At 39.4% G+C, this 15,790-nt stretch carries 17 protein-coding genes; 7 read left to right on the top strand and 10 right to left on the bottom strand.

The window, feature by feature from the left end; genetic code table 11:
* Nucleotides 1–53: 53 nt before the first annotated feature.
* Together lptG and lptF are read right to left on the bottom strand one after the other, a co-directional pair.
* Entirely contained in the window at nt 54–1,124 is a 1,071-nt protein-coding gene (gene lptG, locus KPC_RS10125; protein WP_121974258.1) for an LPS export ABC transporter permease LptG, read from the bottom strand.
* Nucleotides 1,124–2,224, bottom strand: coding sequence for an LPS export ABC transporter permease LptF (lptF, locus tag KPC_RS10120; RefSeq protein ID WP_121974257.1), 1,101 nt, complete (start codon nt 2,222–2,224; stop codon nt 1,124–1,126). The genes lptG and lptF overlap by 1 nt, the downstream gene beginning before the upstream one ends.
* A 206-nt stretch (nt 2,225–2,430) precedes the next feature.
* Here lptF and KPC_RS10115 point away from each other — a divergent pair, with 206 nt between their 5' ends.
* The 4 genes from KPC_RS10115 (at nt 2,431) to KPC_RS10100 (ending at nt 5,302) form a co-directional block, all read left to right on the top strand.
* Entirely contained in the window at nt 2,431–3,885 is a 1,455-nt protein-coding gene (locus KPC_RS10115; RefSeq protein ID WP_121974256.1) for a leucyl aminopeptidase, read from the top strand.
* Complete coding sequence (locus tag KPC_RS10110; RefSeq protein ID WP_121974255.1) at nt 3,878–4,285, top strand: DNA polymerase III subunit chi; 408 nt, start codon at nt 3,878–3,880, stop codon at nt 4,283–4,285. The genes KPC_RS10115 and KPC_RS10110 overlap by 8 nt, the downstream gene beginning before the upstream one ends.
* Nucleotides 4,286–4,320: 35 nt before the next feature.
* Nucleotides 4,321–4,950 carry a hypothetical protein gene (locus tag KPC_RS10105; RefSeq protein ID WP_171334463.1) on the top strand — a complete coding sequence of 210 codons (630 nt, stop codon included), beginning with the start codon at nt 4,321–4,323 and terminating at the stop codon, nt 4,948–4,950.
* 133 nt (nt 4,951–5,083) lie between these two features.
* Complete coding sequence (locus tag KPC_RS10100) at nt 5,084–5,302, top strand: hypothetical protein (RefSeq protein ID WP_121974253.1); 219 nt, start codon at nt 5,084–5,086, stop codon at nt 5,300–5,302.
* Nucleotides 5,303–5,362: 60 nt separating this feature from the next.
* Here the strand turns inward: KPC_RS10100 and KPC_RS10095 are convergent, their stop codons facing one another.
* From KPC_RS10095 to glnK, 6 genes are all read right to left on the bottom strand, one after another.
* A complete protein-coding gene (locus tag KPC_RS10095) occupies nt 5,363–6,022 on the bottom strand; it encodes a riboflavin synthase (RefSeq protein ID WP_121974252.1) in 660 nt (219 codons plus the stop codon).
* 19 nt (nt 6,023–6,041) lie between these two features.
* On the bottom strand, nt 6,042–7,331 hold the full coding sequence (locus KPC_RS10090; RefSeq protein WP_121974251.1) for a DNA adenine methylase: 1,290 nt from the start codon (nt 7,329–7,331) through the stop codon (nt 6,042–6,044).
* On the bottom strand, nt 7,328–8,428 hold the full coding sequence (gene ribD, locus KPC_RS10085; RefSeq protein ID WP_121974250.1) for a bifunctional diaminohydroxyphosphoribosylaminopyrimidine deaminase/5-amino-6-(5-phosphoribosylamino)uracil reductase RibD: 1,101 nt from the start codon (nt 8,426–8,428) through the stop codon (nt 7,328–7,330). Before ribD ends, KPC_RS10090 begins: the two co-directional genes overlap by 4 nt.
* Nucleotides 8,429–8,446: 18 nt before the next feature.
* Nucleotides 8,447–8,911, bottom strand: coding sequence for a transcriptional regulator NrdR (gene nrdR / locus KPC_RS10080; protein ID WP_121974249.1), 465 nt, complete (start codon nt 8,909–8,911; stop codon nt 8,447–8,449).
* 139 nt (nt 8,912–9,050) lie between these two features.
* On the bottom strand, nt 9,051–10,439 hold the full coding sequence (locus KPC_RS10075) for an ammonium transporter (protein WP_121974248.1): 1,389 nt from the start codon (nt 10,437–10,439) through the stop codon (nt 9,051–9,053).
* Nucleotides 10,440–10,498: 59 nt separating this feature from the next.
* The gene (gene glnK / locus KPC_RS10070) at nt 10,499–10,837 is read right to left on the bottom strand and encodes a P-II family nitrogen regulator (RefSeq protein WP_121974247.1); all 339 of its coding nucleotides are present in this window, start codon (nt 10,835–10,837) and stop codon (nt 10,499–10,501) included.
* A gap of 276 nt (nt 10,838–11,113) precedes the next feature.
* On the opposite strand from glnK, the gene KPC_RS10065 reads away from it, so the two are divergent.
* Together KPC_RS10065 and KPC_RS10060 are read left to right on the top strand one after the other, a co-directional pair.
* Complete coding sequence (locus KPC_RS10065; RefSeq protein ID WP_121974246.1) at nt 11,114–11,335, top strand: accessory factor UbiK family protein; 222 nt, start codon at nt 11,114–11,116, stop codon at nt 11,333–11,335.
* A 66-nt stretch (nt 11,336–11,401) separates the two neighbouring features.
* Entirely contained in the window at nt 11,402–12,883 is a 1,482-nt protein-coding gene (locus tag KPC_RS10060) for a YifB family Mg chelatase-like AAA ATPase (RefSeq protein ID WP_121974245.1), read from the top strand.
* 50 nt (nt 12,884–12,933) lie between these two features.
* Here KPC_RS10060 and KPC_RS10055 read toward each other — a convergent pair whose 3' ends face one another.
* On the bottom strand, nt 12,934–13,728 hold the full coding sequence (locus KPC_RS10055) for an NAD(P)H-dependent oxidoreductase (protein ID WP_121974244.1): 795 nt from the start codon (nt 13,726–13,728) through the stop codon (nt 12,934–12,936).
* Between the two features lie 89 nt (nt 13,729–13,817).
* Between KPC_RS10055 and KPC_RS10050 the strand changes: the two genes are divergently transcribed.
* Nucleotides 13,818–14,744, top strand: coding sequence for a LysR family transcriptional regulator (locus tag KPC_RS10050; RefSeq protein WP_121974243.1), 927 nt, complete (start codon nt 13,818–13,820; stop codon nt 14,742–14,744).
* A 36-nt stretch (nt 14,745–14,780) separates the two neighbouring features.
* Here KPC_RS10050 and KPC_RS10045 read toward each other — a convergent pair whose 3' ends face one another.
* On the bottom strand, nt 14,781–15,563 hold the full coding sequence (locus KPC_RS10045) for a TorF family putative porin (RefSeq protein WP_121974242.1): 783 nt from the start codon (nt 15,561–15,563) through the stop codon (nt 14,781–14,783).
* Nucleotides 15,564–15,790 lie beyond the last annotated feature (227 nt).

Raw genomic sequence — 15,790 nt, 5'->3', positions numbered from 1 at the left:
TCATCATATTTTTAAATAAATATGAGGGGCGATCTCGCCCCTCATATTCAATTTTATCTTGCTCTATAAATCAAATAGCTTCCAGCCAGAAACATCAATGCAATCGGAATAAAGACAAACCATGCAGGTGAAGGTGCATAGACCAGACTCGCATACCCTAAAAAGTCTTGCAAATAATAAATCGTTAATCCGACAAACAATGCAATCACCAATCTAAAACCCATTGATTGTTGACGTAAAGGACCAAAAATAAATGAACAGGCAATCAAGGTTAAAGCCAATAGAGAAAAAGGTGAGCCAACTTTTTTCCAGAAAGCCAATTGATAAGTCTTAGGTACTTGACTGTATTTATGCATATATTGCATAAAACTAACCAATTCACTTGGGGCAAGATCTTCTGGATCCAGTGTCACCATATGCACAAATTTTGGTTGCAATGCTAAAGGCAAATCCTGTTGCGGGACATCTTTAAACAGGGAGTTACCATTCGTTGAAATACTCAGTTGTTGAGTATTTTCTAGTGTCCATTCACCATTTTTAACAAACTTGCCTTGCTCTGCATGAATCACAGACTGTAGCCGATAGTTTTCATCAAAATCAGAAACTTGTACCCGATTTAAATTACCACTCGAATTGGCGTAGTCGATATAGATAAATCGTTGCCCTTCACGTGACCAGTAACCACGGACTTCGCCTAACGCTGCAACACTTTTTTGACTCTTAACACTTTTTGCCTTTTCACTCGTATAAGGAATAACCCACTGAGTAACAGCTAGAGACATCACCACTAAAAGTAGTGCAGGACGCATGACCCAACCGACTATTTTCCACAGACTAACACCAGATGCCCGCATCACAATCAGCTCACTATTTGATGCAAGTGAGCCTAAGCCCAAAACAGCTCCTATTAATGCAGCGATAGGGAAAATTCGATTGATATTATGCGGAGAATCCCATAATACATATTTAAAGGCATCCCAAGCACTATAACCTTTTTTAATATCACTCAACTCTCCAATATAAGAAAAGAGAATAAAGAGGAATGCCAGAACGATCAGTGTCCCCAACATCATTAATGCTGTGGTTTTTGTCACATGTTTGGCTAATATGGATTGAGCTAACATTATGACCTCACTCGCTTGATCTGATTCTTGATTTTAGGTGCAAGTTTTTGCTTTCTGGAGAAAAGAGCACCTGCTAACAAGTAAAGGAACAACACAACTGGATATACCCAGATACCCAGCTCTCCTCTACTAATACGGGTTTTGACAGCGATTAAAAGAACAATCATGCTGGCAAAAATCATCAATGCAGGGAAGAGTTTTAAATATCTGCCTTGTCGAGGTGTTACTTCAGACAGAGCGACTGCCAAAGCAATTGCCACAAACATAGAAAAAGGTACGAAAATACGCCATCCCAACTCGCTCTGGATCACACTATTTTCACGTGATTGCCATAATTGGGAAATAGGTAATGCCTCTACATCGTCAGCATCATATTTGGCTTCTTTATTGTTTTCTATCCGTAAACGCCACGTCTGGAATTCTGCCTGAGAATATTTCGCTGTATCTGGATAAATTTCGTAGCGGCGACCTTGAGCCAAATCTACAACACTGGCCGTATCATTTGACATTTCTACACGGGTTGCTTCTTTTGCCACGATCATCTGATCCGCTTTACCTTCTTTATCAGAGCGGATATATACAAAAACATCTTTCAGGTTTTTGCGATCTTCAGACAATGAGCCTGCGTAAATGGTATAAGCACCTGATGAAATAAATTCTTTGGGTCGAACCAAGTCAAATCCCGTACGTACAGCCTGTACCGAAGTTAGCTTGTTGAACTCACGAAGCCCCCATGGAGAAACCCATACCATCAATACCATTTGAATGATCATAAAGACCGTTGCCATCGGTGCGAGTAATCTGGCTAGTTGATGTTTACTTACACCACTACTATTTAATACTGACATTTCATGATCGACATATAAGCGACCAAAAACCAGCATTAACCCGATAAAAAAACTCAATGGTAAAAGCAGGATGAGAAATTCAGGTAACCGGTATCCGATAATACTAAACAGAACACCTACATCTAAACGTCCTTGAGCGGCAACACCAAAGTATTTGATCAGCCGAGCGCCAAGCACAATGAGTGTCAATATACTGACCACAACCAAAGATGTTGACACGACTTGCTTAACTAGATAACGCCGTATAATCAAAGTTAATCTTCCAAAAGGCTTAATTCGGGATGGATATTTAAAAATATCGATTGCAAGAACTATTTATCTAACAATCGATGGCTTTATAGTTTACCCGAATGAAAAAAATATAAAACCTATACGCTTTAGCACATTGAAATTCTATCACTGGAAGTGGTTCAATGGTTTAATGAATTGAAAACATCGGATAGGCACGAAAAGAGTATATGAAACTTACTATTAATACGTCATTTCAAGAGAATACGTCTAGTCAAAATTTGTTGGTATTCGTTGATTCAGAAAATATTCAAAATGCATCAACTGTCTATAATATCAAAGACCTAGAACAACTGATCGAGGCGACCCAGTTTAAAGCAGGTTTAAATGAAACCCTGAATTTGCTTGGCAATGTTCCAGTTCACTCTAATAGTGCGCTGATTGGTTTAGATAAAGCCGCAGAACTAAAACCTGCTAAATTAGCAAAAATCTCTCAAAATATTATTAAATCTGTACAAAAGAAATTCAAACATATCAGTATTGATATTTCAGCAATTCCGGCTGAACTGCATTATTTATTTGCTTTAAGTTTAACTCAGGCTGCTTATGGCTATGATGAATTTAAATCAAAGAAAAACGAATTCATACTTGAACAAATTGATTTAATTGCATCTCAATCAAGTTTAACTGATGAACAACTGACATTTATCGGAGCTGTTCAAAGAGGTCAAAATTTCACACGTGACTTGGGTAATTGTCCTGCAAATATATGCTTCCCTGAATATTTGGCTGAACAGGCAAAAGCACTTGCAGCAGAATTCCCTGACCTTCTTAAAGTAACTATACTTGAAGAACAACAAATTTCTGAACTTGGCATGAATGCATTTTTAGCGGTAGCAAAAGGTTCAGAACGTCCAGGACGTATCATTACACTGGAATATAATGTAAATGCCGATCAGGCTCCAATTGTCTTGGTCGGAAAAGGCATCACATTTGATACAGGTGGTATTTCACTTAAACCTGGTCCAGGTATGGACGAAATGAAGTTTGATATGTGCGGCGCAGCGTCTGTATTTGGCACAATCCGCGCACTTTGTGAAGCTAAACTGCCAATTCATGTCGTAGGTGCAATTGCTGCAGCAGAAAACATGCCTTCAGGTCATGCAACCCGTCCAGGCGATATTGTAACGACCATGAGTGGTCAAACAGTTGAAATCCTGAATACCGATGCAGAAGGTCGTCTGGTTCTTTGTGATACATTGACGTATGTAAAACGATTCAATCCTGCAGTTGTTATTGATATTGCAACTTTAACAGGGGCGTGTATTGTTGCGCTTGGTAAGGTCTTAAGTGGACTATTCACCCCAGATGATGAGCTGGCGAGTGAAATTAACCAGGCTGGTGAACAAAGTTTTGACCGCGTATGGCGTTTACCTGTAACAGATGATTATCAGGAGCTACTAGACTCACCATTTGCTGACATTGGTAATATTGGTAATGCTGGTCCTCAGGCTGGTTCTGTAACTGCTGCATGTTTCTTACAACGTTTTACTCGTGAATATCGTTGGGCACATTTGGATATCGCTGGAACAGCTTGGATTTCTGGTGCTGGAAAAGGGGCAACAGGTCGTCCTGTTCCATTGTTAATGCAATTTATTGCAAACCGTGTAAAAACAAATGGCTAAAATCAGCTTTTATCTTTTTGAAAAAAGCCCTGAACGGCAAGTGGATAGTGCTTGCCGTTTATGCCGTAAGCTCTTGCTGCAAAATAAAAAAATCTGGTTGTATAGCCCAGATGAAAATCTGCAAAAAGAGCTAGATGACTTATTGTGGACTTTTGACAAAAGCAGTTTTTATGCACATGGGATTAATCAAGTCCAAGCGCCGATCTGTATTGCAGGACATTTACCAACTGATGCAGAACGAATTGTATTTAATTTTAACAATCAGGCACTTGAACAAATTAACTTTTTTAGTCACATTATTGAAATTATTGAAAATGAAGAAGCAGCCAAAATCATCGGACGGGAAAAGTTTAAATCATACCGTCGATTAGGGGTTGAGCCGCGAACATTTAAATTATAAATATACCTGATTTAACACAAGATTTTAGGAGATGCGTGGTGGCATTAAATGTAGGTCAAGATTTTAAAAAGCGTTGGCTCGATGCGCCTGAAGCTGTTCGTCAAGCTTTTATAGATGACCTAACCCGCATTACTGAACTATTTGATCATAAAACTCAAGATATCCGTGCTTGGATAGAATATGATCAGCGGTCAATGCAAGTAGCAGGGCTAAAAGTCGAACAAGCTTATGCGGACTTAAAAGCTCAACTGATTGAAGAAGCACGTGTTCGCAAGCAACTGGCACTTGAAACGGCTTTAGCTGAAAAACGTGCTAAACAGACTGAATACAACAAACAACTGCAAATTGATGAAGCTCATCAGTATCAAGCTCAAACAGAAGCATTAATGGCTATTCGTCAAAATATTGATTTAGAAATTGAGCAATACACCTCTCAATATACTAAAAATCCAGTATTGGGTGAGATAGCAATAACTTCTATTCATTCTGAATCTAAACCGCAAATTCAAAATGAACTGGAAAATATTAAAATCATGCTTGAACTAGAGTTTGAAGAAATTATTGAGCAGGCTGTTTCAACATTCCGTGAAAAACTGCAAAGTGCAACGCAAGAAGAGATTGACTCTCTACTCACAAAAATTTCTTCACATATAGATAAGAAATAATTTAGCTATTGATATTTAGCATTAAAATATCAATGTCATCAAAATGAAATATTAATGTCACATGATGGTCATGTTGCTTATCATACTTTGATAAGCCATACCTGTATTTCAAGTTGATCAGGATATCAATAAAATGAACATGTTGAATAATATTTCCAAACGAATTGCTACACTCAATTCGGGCGAGAAATGGACTGTTACCGCGCAAGAATTATTAATTAGTCGTGGCGATTTTCAAGCTATCTCTGTATTTCTTTCACGTGAATCTGAAAAAGGGCACTTCTCAATAGATATTCCACAAACGATACAACCTTGGCTTAACGTACCATCTATTACAGTCATTAAAAATTAGAAAACTGACGATAAAAAAAGCCCAAATGGGCTTTTTTTATTGCTATAACATCAAACTTGATTATTTCAAAAAGCCGTTCTCTGCTAAAAATGCCATACTGATTTTCGACTCGGCATTTTGTTCAGTAGCTTTATCACCTAATAATAAACGTTCAATATACCGTGCCAGTACATCGACTTCCAGATTGACTTTACTTCCCAACTTCCAAGTTCCAATATTAGTACGCTCAGCAGTATGGGGGATGAGATTCAAGCTCAATATATTCCCACGTAAGTGGTTAATCGTTAAACTAATTCCATCTACCGTAATTGAACCTTTTTCTGCCAGATATTTTGCGATTTCTACAGGTGCAGTTACCTCAAAATAAAGAGATCTTGCATCAGCACGAACGGCTGTGATTTCACCAACAGCATCAACATGCCCACTGACAATATGTCCACCAAAACGAGTTGTTGGTAACATTGCCTTTTCAACATTGACCGCTTGTCCAACTTTCCAGCTTCCGAGCGTGGAACGATTCAGACTCTCTCTAGAAACATCTGCTGCATACCAGTTTTCGCCCCACTCTATCACTGTCAGACAGATACCATTCGTTGCAATCGAATCACCCAAATGCACATCAGACATATCTAAATCGGTAGAAATACGTAAGCGTACATCTCCACCAATACTTTGTAAGCTATCGACTTTACCTAAACTTTCAACGATACCTGTAAACATATTTTCATCTCTTATAGTTTTACCACAAGTCTAATTGGGTACTGACACCAGAAGTATCAACACCACCCAACTCGGCAAAATGATAAAGCTGTCCTAATAATTGTCTTAGTGTTGGCCCCTTCTTGGCATGTGTATCTGTAATCACAATAAACTCAAGTACACGGGCTCTTTCTGACTGACGCTGTTTACTTACCCGATAACGTGGTACATCCTGAGTCAATAAGGTTACTTTGCCACGCTCTAAATTGGCTTTAAGCAGATCTTTGGCTTCGATATTTCCATCAGTCGAATAACTGGTCAGGATATAACGTGCATTAATCGTTGCCAGAAGTGATTCATATGCTTCTTGTGCATACTTCGATGAATTATAAGGACTTGGTCGCTCTTTACGCCATGCTCTATCGATTCCACTCTTATAGCCCTTGGTATCTGGTGTTGGCAAATCGACCTGATCCCAAAGTGTAAGTGAGTTCAAAACATGATAATTACTACTATAAGCATGCTGATTATAAGGTGGATCCAAATAAGCGACATCCACTTCAAAACCACTCATCTGGTTTGCCAAATGCTGAGCATCAACACACCACATTTCTGCCATAGGATGCTTGTCACCTGTTTCACAAAAACGGCTTGGGGTTAACCATAATAATGATTCAATTCGTTCCAACGCTGTTTGAGTTTTTCCACCCCAACCATGGTGGAAACTTTTAAAAACACCACTGGTATTACTCACAAAACTGGCAGAATACAAAAGCGGAGCCAACAAGGCACTCATTTCCACATCATCAATCGCACCCTGAGCCTGCCAGGTTGCTATTTGCTGACGAATGGCATCAATACGCATCCCGTTACGACGTTTAAAGAACAGTCTATCTCGACTCGGATCATAAATCTCATCGTTCCGGGGACATAAATTATGTGTCACCCATCCTTTTACTTCTGGTAAACGGTTTAAATAATCAATGGCTTTTTGATAGCCACCTAACTCTTTAAATGCAGGTGCATCTGTACATGCCAAAATAGCATGGTTCAAGGCATGACTATATGGTTCCCAGTCATTTGCTATAACACGATAACCATTTTGACGAGCTAAACGTGATACAACACCACTACCAGCAAAAAAATCTGCAAAAATTGGAGAACGCTTACGACCTGAATGTAAAGTTCCCGTATTTTCCAGCGCTTCCAGAATCAGATGGAGTAATCGACGCTTATTTCCCAAATAAGGAACAAGCTGATGAAAAAGGTACTCATCCGTTGTACGTGCAGCATGACGACGCTTGTGATAAACCGATGCCTCTGAATTCATAATGTCTCTTGTGAAGGAATGAGATTTAAGCGAATATCATCCCCAAGTTGAGTAACTTCAATCGTCTTAAAGCGAAGCTGTTCAGCCATTGTGTCAAATGCTGAATTGAACATTGCACGTGCTGATTGACCCAAAAATGTCGGTGCGACATAACTAATCACCTCATCAACCAAACCTTCCTGTAAAAAGGCAGTTGATAGTGTTGCACCAGCTTCAACCATCACATCATAAACCTGATGTTGTTTAGACAAAGTTTGGAGCAACTCTTTTAAAGGTTGGATAGTTAATTGTATCACGCCCAGATCAGCAATTTCTTGGCGAAACGGCCCCATGACCATTACAGTTTCAGGATTTTTTAAAATCTTGGCTGTTAATGGCAAACGACCCTGTCGATCTAAAATGATCCGTTTTGGCTGTACAATAGTAGTCAAATCAATATCTTGAAGATGGCGTACATTAAGTTCAGGATCATCTGCCAAAACAGTTTGAATACCAGTAATAACAGCACCAGAAATTGCTCGCCAGTGTTGTACATCCTGACGCGCAATACTGCCAGTGATCCATTTAGACTCACCAGAAGCCATTGCTGTTCGTCCATCCAGACTAGATGCAACCTTTAAGCGCACATATGGCATACCTGTCGCCATAGCCTTTAAAAAACCTTTATTTAAATCTTTGGCAACCTGCTCACAAATACCAACGTCAACCTGAATATTGGCGTCTTGCAAAATCTGTACACCTTTACCTGCCACCAATGGATTTGGATCAGAACAGGCAATTACAACTCGAGCAACCCCTGCTTCTACCAAACCTTTAGCACACGGTGGTGTCCGACCATAATGTGCACAAGGCTCCAAAGTTACATAAGCAGTTGCTCTTTGCGCTTTTTCACCAGCCTCACGCATAGCAAAAACTTCAGCATGTGGCTGACCTGCTCTAGGATGAAAGCCATGACCGACCAATTGACCATCTTTCACCAAGATACAGCCTACATTTGGATTTGGTCGTGTAGAATATTGACCAAGTCTGGCAAGCTCAATCGCTTTTAACATCCATTGCTGATCCTGGAGATATTGATCCTGATTTAACTCAGACATTGTGATCCTAAATAAATATTAATGTGTTTGACCATTATTCTGCATTTGCTCAATCTGACGACGAAATGCTTCAACATCCTGAAAGTCCTGATAAACAGATGCAAAACGGACATATGCCACATGATCTAATGCAAATAAAGCTTTCATGACAATTTCACCGATAGTACGCGAACGCACATCACGTTCACCCAAACGACGAATCTGTAACTGGATATCACTGAGTACAGTTTCGATTTGTTCTTGTGTCACAGGTCGTTTTTGTAATGCATGCATCAAGGAACGGCGTAATTTCGCTTCATCAAATGGCTCATTTTTGCCATCAGATTTAATCACGCGTGGCATCACCACTTCATAGCTTTCAAATGTTGTAAAACGTTCTCCGCAACTGATACATTCACGGCGTCGACGGATTTGACAACCCTCAGCTGCCAAACGCGAGTCAATCACTTTACTATCTGCGGCGTTGCAAAATGGACAGTGCATAGCGGTTTAATTGAACAAGATAAAATTTGAATTAGTGTAGCAAAATTTCTGAATTTTGTTGAGCTATAGATCTATATATAGAAAAAAAACAGCTCTTTTGAGCTGTTTTACACAATATATTGATTGTTTTATTGTAATTTTATTCGATTCTTTCGCCATGTTGACTTAAATCAAGTCCCATACGCTCATCGTCTTTATCAACACGGATACCAATAATCACATCAATAACTTTCAGGATAATAAAGGTTACCACTGCTGAATAAGCGATTGTTGCAAGAACACCTTCTACTTGTACCCAAAGTTGGTGGGCAACGCTAACAGGTGCTTTATCGCCCATAATAAATGAGCTTGCAAAGACTGCTGTTAAAATTGCACCTGCGATACCACCTACGGCATGTAATCCAAAAGCATCCAAAGAATCATCTGCTTTAAGAAGACGCTTAAGTCCTGTTGTTCCCCAGAAACAAACTATGCCACCGATCAGCCCCATTGCCAGTGCACCGCCAACAGTTACAAAACCAGCCGCTGGAGTAATAACAACCAAGCCAGCAATTGCACCTGATGCACCACCTAAAACAGAAGCTTTACCACGTACAACTTTTTCAGCAGCTAACCACGCAATTGCGGCTACTGCAGCTGCAACTTGAGTCGTAACCAAAGCATAACCTGCTGAACCATTTGCACCTAGAGCAGAACCACCATTAAATCCGAACCAGCCTACCCATACTAAACTTGCACCAAGAACCGTTAAAGTCAAATTATGTGGCGCCATTGATTCACGCCCTAAGCCCATACGCTTGCCTAGCATATACGCTGCAATTAAACCTGCTACACCAGAGTTTATATGAACAACTGTACCACCAGCAAAATCAAGTGCACCATCATTCATTAACCAACCACCACCCCATACCCAGTGTGCAATTGGAGCATAAACAATAATCACCCAAACAGTAATGAAAGCAATCCATGCGCTAAACTTCATACGGTCAGCCACAGAACCACTAATAATGGCAACTGTGATGATGGCAAAAGTCATTTGGAAAATAACAAAAAGAATTTCAGGAATTGTGCCACTGAGCACATCAGTAGTTATACCTGACAGCATAGCCTTGTCCAAGTCACCAATGAAAGCATTCCCTGAACTGAAGGCAAGTGAATAACCCACCACAACCCAGACAACACTTACAATTGCTGCTGCCGACAAACTATGTGCCATCGTTGCAAGAACATTTTTCTTGCGAACCATACCACCGTAGAACAATGCAAGACCAGGAATCGTCATTAACAAAACAAGTGCTGTAGACGTTAAGATCCATGCTGTATCGCCAGTATCCAACTTTGGCTCAGCCTCAGGTGCTGTAGCAGCCTCTACTGATGCAGCTTCAGTTGGTGCAACACTTGCTGCAGTTGTTGTGCTCTCTGCTGTCACACTCGATGTAGCAGTAGTCGTTACAGTTTCTTCAGCCCATGCAGCCGATCCACCAAGTAGCGCGCCAGACAGGCTGAGCGCAAGCAGTATTTTTTTCATTGTATCCCCCAACCTAGTTTTCTGTGAGTTATTTGTTACTCAGCAAACTTTATGCCAACTTAGACAGCATCTGGACCAGTTTCACCTGTACGAATACGGATCACTTGTTCAAGATTAGTCACAAAGATTTTTCCATCACCAATTTTCCCAGTGCTTGCAACACGAGTAATTGATTCAATCACTGAGTCCACCAATTCATCACTAATTGCGATTTCAATTTTAACTTTTGGCAAAAAATCAACAACATACTCTGCGCCACGATAAAGTTCAGTATGGCCTTTTTGACGACCAAACCCTTTAACTTCTGTTACAGTGATCCCTTGAACACCAATTTCAGAAAGAGATTCACGTACATCATCCAATTTGAATGGTTTTACAATTGCAGTTACTAGCTTCATGTTCTTTTCCTTCGGCTTGTTGCACCAGTAAGGTTATATGTTCAAAAATCGTGCCAAAACTCTTAAACGGTTGGGGATGTTTAAAAGCTAAGGTACGAGCTGTCTTTATAACCTATTTTATACGACAAAAAGACACTCAAGCTTTAAAAAGGTATATATTTTTTCAAGTGTTTTATAATTTTGCTTATAAAATCTGTGCCTTTCGTTTGCTTAATGCTATGGGCTTGACTGAAGCAGTGCTAAACTAGCTCAGGAAAAATACTTTTGGGATTTGTTATGTTCGAAACATTAATACAAGCTATCTTAGAACAAGTCGATCAACCGAAAAAAGATTTGGAACACAACCTTCGTGCCTTGTTAAATGAAGCTGTCACAAAAATGGACTTAGTTTCCCGTGAGGAACTGGAACGCCAAAAAACGGCTTTAAATAGTGCAAATCTACGCTTAAGAGAACTTCAGCACCAGATTCAGACTTTAGAAGAACTCATTCAAAAGTAAAATCACACCATTTTTGTGCAAAAATAAAAAATAACGATTAAAAATAAAGCAGTTCTGGATATTATTATGTCTTTTGCAAAAATTTATACACGGGGATTATTGGGACTACATGCTCCTTTAATAGAAGTGGAAGTTCATGTTAGTCAAGGACTTCCATCTCTGACGATTGTCGGATTACCAGAAGCCGCAGTTCGGGAAAGTAAAGATCGTGTCCGTTCTGCTATTATCAATAGTGGTTTTCAATTTCCAACTAAACGCCTCACGATCAATCTCGCTCCTGCCGATTTGCCCAAAGATGGATCACGTTTAGATCTACCTATTGCACTGGGTATTTTAATTGCAACTGGGCAACTCCCTGAAAATGTAACTGATGATTTTGAATTCATTGGTGAATTAGCTTTAGATGGTCATTTACGCGGCGTTACAGGAACACTGACAATTGCCATGGCATGCCAATTTGCAGGGCATAAATTGATGCTGGCTATTGATAATGCCCAAGAAGCAGCCCAGCTTCCTGATTTTCAGGTCTATGCAGCAAGTCATTTAAAACAGGTCTGTGATCACTTTATCCAATCAAATGTCATCACAGCAACCCAAACTGACCATTCTCATATTCACCAACAATATAAATATGATCTGGCAGATATCAAAGGTCAGCTTCGACCTCGCAGAACACTAGAAATCGCTGCCGCAGGTGGACACTCAATTTTATTTAAAGGTCCTCCCGGGACGGGGAAAACCTTGTTGGCTTCTCGCCTACCGAGTATTTTACCTACACTCAATGCTGAAGAAAGTTTAGAAGTTGCAAGTATTTACTCTATAGCCAATACTCCTCACCATTATGGACAACGTCCTTTTCGCTCCCCACACCATACAGCATCAGCGATAGCACTTGTAGGTGGTGGCTCTCATCCAAAACCGGGTGAAATTACGTTAGCACATTTGGGGGTATTGTTTTTGGACGAACTCCCCGAGTTTGATCGTAAAGTTCTGGAAGTCTTAAGACAGCCATTGGAATCTAAAGAAATCGTTATCTCTAGAGCATCCAGGCAAATCACTTTCCCAGCAAACTTTCAGCTCATCGCAGCAATGAATCCATGTCCTTGTGGTTATGCTTTTAATCAGGATAGCCGATGCCAATGCTCTCCAGATGCAATCAAACGCTATCAAAACAGAATTTCTGGACCATTATTAGATAGGATCGACTTACATATTGATGTACCACCACTAAAAGCACAGGAATTGCAAGATGAAACGCCAGTTGAAAACTCTGAGACAATACGCCAGCGAGTTATTCAAGCTTATGATGTGCAAATGAATAGACAAAATTGCTTGAATCAGGCACTCTCACCAAAACAGTTAGAACAATTTGCACAATTAGATCATGCTTCCAGAAACATGATTGAAATCGCTCAGCAACGTTTAAATTTATCAGCCAGAGCCTATCATCGGGTACTCCGCGTTGCCCGGACAATCGCTGATTTAGGACAAAGTGATGTGATTCAAGGTAGCCATTTATCAGAAGCCTTGTCTTATAGGGGACAATAACTTTAGAAAATAATATACAAAGAGCCTTCCAATGCGGAAGACTCTTTGTATTATTGTCTTCTCACTGGATTTAATTGATGTATAGCTAATCCAGTCTGATCTGCGGCTTTATCTTTTTTTAAAATCAAGCCAGGAATCTCATAATCACCCGCATTTTGTGGTCGGTATGGAATTGCCTGATCAATAAATATATTCTGAAGACGCTCAGCTAATTCAGCTTTAATCTTGGTAAATCTTTCCGCATTGACTTTATGTGTTTTATAAATGATAAACGATGGCAATACCTCAAATCCTGCATAAAATAATGTGCCATGTGTAATTGGAAATAATAAGTCAGTCATTGCTCCATTCACACCACGTTCAGAATAATGCTCCTCCCATCCCCCTGCACTCACCAATAACATTGCCCTTTTTCCTGCAAAAACTCCTTCACCATAACGATCCCCCCAATGTAGATCATTATGCTCGCCTACCCCATAGGCAAAACCATTGGTATACACCCGATCAAACCAGCCTTTTAAAATTGCGGGCATGGAAAACCACCACAGGGGAAATTGAAACAGAACAGCATCAGCCCACATCAATTTTTCTTGTTCAGCCTGAATATCCGGACTTTGTGTAGCATTTTGAAAAGCTTTCAGGGTATCTCGGGCGATGTCAAACGGTTCCTCTACATCTTTACCCAAACAGTCTGTAGCTTGTAAAGTTGCTTGCCAGTTCATTGCATACAAATCAGAAACCAGAACTTGATGCCCCTGATGCTGTAGCTCTTGCAGAATAAAGTCCTTAATCGATCCATTTAAAGAACTTGGCTCAGGATGAGCATAAACCAATAAATATTTCATAGTATGGTTGATCCTTACGATTCAGTACTAGAAGCATAGCCACCACCTATGTATTAATTAAATTAATTGTTTTTATATTTAATATAGTCATGATTAATTTTAAAACGCTTGATCTCAACTTATTAAAAACTCTAAATCTTTTGTTAGAACTACAAAGTGTTTCAAAAACTGCTGACAAATTAAACCTTTCCCAGCCCTCGGTTAGTGTCCAACTGGCTAAACTAAGAGAAGCTTTTAACGATCCATTACTCATTAATGATGCCAAAAGCATGCGTTTAACTGCCTTGGCAATGCAGGTTCAAGAACCTCTGGCAACAGCACTACTCAGTCTAGAAAACGCAATCAATCTTAATGAAAAATTTAATCCCGAAGATGTTGAAATTACCTGGAATATTGCTATATCAGATTATGTAGCATTCTTTGTAATTCAAAATCTGGTTCAGGAACTAAACATTCATTTCCCGAAAATCACACTCAGGATTCATCACCTCACGCCTAAAAATATAAAGCAGCAGCTACAAAATAAAGATATCGATCTGGCATTTCACATCGATGAGGAAATACCAGAAAAATTACGCTATCAATTTCTATTTCAGGAAAAATACGTTTTAGTCGCAAATACACAACATCCATTTTTGGAAAATATAAAAAGGCTTAATACTCTCGAACAATTTAGTGCACTCAACTTTGGAATCGTCTCACTTGATGCCAGTCATTTTTGTACTGATGTAGACAAGATTTTGAAAAAACATGGGCTTAGCCGGAATATTGCTATTTCAGTTCCAAATTTCTTACTTCTAAAACATCTTGTTTCAACGACCGATATTGTCGCCTTATTACCATCAATGTTAGTTCAGAAAAATACAAATCTTGAAATACTGCCTGTACCATTTGATATTGGTGGATTTAACATTGCCATGATATGGGACTCATCTATGCATAAAGACAATGCCCATATCTGGTTAAGAGAAAAGATTTGCCAGATTGTTCTAAAAACTACCAATCACACAGTGTAAAAAAGGCGACAAAAGCCGCCTTTTTATCAAAATCAATTAGAACGTTTTGGTTAAGGTAAACACAGCACCTGTTTCAACACCACGTTTGATTGCCCCTGGCAATCCATCAGTATCGATATTGGTTCCTATCGCTGCCAGTTCAGCAGTCAAACCTGATACAGATTTAAAGCCGTAATTCACACCGACTTTCCAATCTACATAATCATCCTTACCATCTGGTAATGCTTTTTTATCCATTGTGGTATATCCCACATTTGCAACACCACCAAAACCTGTATCACCAAATGGTGCAGAATAGCCAACATTGAAATTCCAGCTATTCCCGCCGACATCTGCCCAGTCATCAGTATAGTTAACATTGGTGAGTAAGCTTGAGCCTTTGACAAAGACATCAGCAAAAGTCAGCTTTAAATACCCCTCTGTCCAGTTATAATCATCCCTAGCGCTTGGATAGTTATATTCGACTATCCCAATATCCAAGGTCGGCTTAAAGTTTTCAGAGATATTCAACGGTGTAGTAAAACCAATAGATGGATCTAACTCCAAATGTGGATCTGGATCACCTACAACCCCAAAATCAACGTTGGATGCAAATGCACTGAAATATAAACCTGAATTATGCGCCAAGGTAAAACTGCCTTGTACGGCTGGGTCAGATTGAGTTTGTGTCATACCACGAAAACGATAGTCAGTCGTCACTGCGGCATTCCCTGAAAAACTTAAACCCAATTTCGATAATGTTGTATTTTCTTCTGCCATCACCAATGTAGACGCAGTTGATAGTACACCTAAAGCTAAAGTCTTGATTTTGAATTTCATCTGGCTCTCCCCCATCCTTCGATGTTTCTTTATTTTGCTAAATTGATGAACTCTGTAACTGTTTTGCAATTGCTATGCCAGTTTTTTGATCAACGTTAAACAAAATAAAAATAACCATTAACTTTCAATCATTTAAAATAATTCAAAAAAAATAACTGTATCAATCTCAGAGAGGAATACTCATATCGAAATAGATATGAAATATTCCATGTTTGATACATATCTTC

The organism is Acinetobacter stercoris (assembly GCF_900323515.1).
Classification (GTDB): Bacteria; Pseudomonadota; Gammaproteobacteria; order Pseudomonadales; family Moraxellaceae; genus Acinetobacter; species Acinetobacter stercoris.
The sequence above is the reverse complement of the archived record's forward strand: the minus strand, read 5'-3'. Positions and strand labels throughout refer to the sequence as shown.

Coding starts and splice junctions, on each gene's coding strand:
- KPC_RS10100 (WP_121974253.1), top strand. CDS start 5,084: ATGAACATGTTGAATAATATTTCCAAACGAATTGCTACACTCAATTCG.
- KPC_RS10045 (WP_121974242.1), bottom strand. CDS start 15,563: ATGAAATTCAAAATCAAGACTTTAGCTTTAGGTGTACTATCAACTGCG.
- lptG (WP_121974258.1), bottom strand. CDS start 1,124: ATGTTAGCTCAATCCATATTAGCCAAACATGTGACAAAAACCACAGCA.
- glnK (WP_121974247.1), bottom strand. CDS start 10,837: ATGAAGCTAGTAACTGCAATTGTAAAACCATTCAAATTGGATGATGTA.
- KPC_RS10050 (WP_121974243.1), top strand. CDS start 13,818: ATGATTAATTTTAAAACGCTTGATCTCAACTTATTAAAAACTCTAAAT.
- KPC_RS10115 (WP_121974256.1), top strand. CDS start 2,431: ATGAAACTTACTATTAATACGTCATTTCAAGAGAATACGTCTAGTCAA.
- KPC_RS10110 (WP_121974255.1), top strand. CDS start 3,878: ATGGCTAAAATCAGCTTTTATCTTTTTGAAAAAAGCCCTGAACGGCAA.
- KPC_RS10055 (WP_121974244.1), bottom strand. CDS start 13,728: ATGAAATATTTATTGGTTTATGCTCATCCTGAGCCAAGTTCTTTAAAT.
- nrdR (WP_121974249.1), bottom strand. CDS start 8,911: ATGCACTGTCCATTTTGCAACGCCGCAGATAGTAAAGTGATTGACTCG.
- KPC_RS10065 (WP_121974246.1), top strand. CDS start 11,114: ATGTTCGAAACATTAATACAAGCTATCTTAGAACAAGTCGATCAACCG.
- KPC_RS10075 (WP_121974248.1), bottom strand. CDS start 10,439: ATGAAAAAAATACTGCTTGCGCTCAGCCTGTCTGGCGCGCTACTTGGT.
- ribD (WP_121974250.1), bottom strand. CDS start 8,428: ATGTCTGAGTTAAATCAGGATCAATATCTCCAGGATCAGCAATGGATG.
- KPC_RS10090 (WP_121974251.1), bottom strand. CDS start 7,331: ATGAATTCAGAGGCATCGGTTTATCACAAGCGTCGTCATGCTGCACGT.
- KPC_RS10060 (WP_121974245.1), top strand. CDS start 11,402: ATGTCTTTTGCAAAAATTTATACACGGGGATTATTGGGACTACATGCT.
- KPC_RS10095 (WP_121974252.1), bottom strand. CDS start 6,022: ATGTTTACAGGTATCGTTGAAAGTTTAGGTAAAGTCGATAGCTTACAA.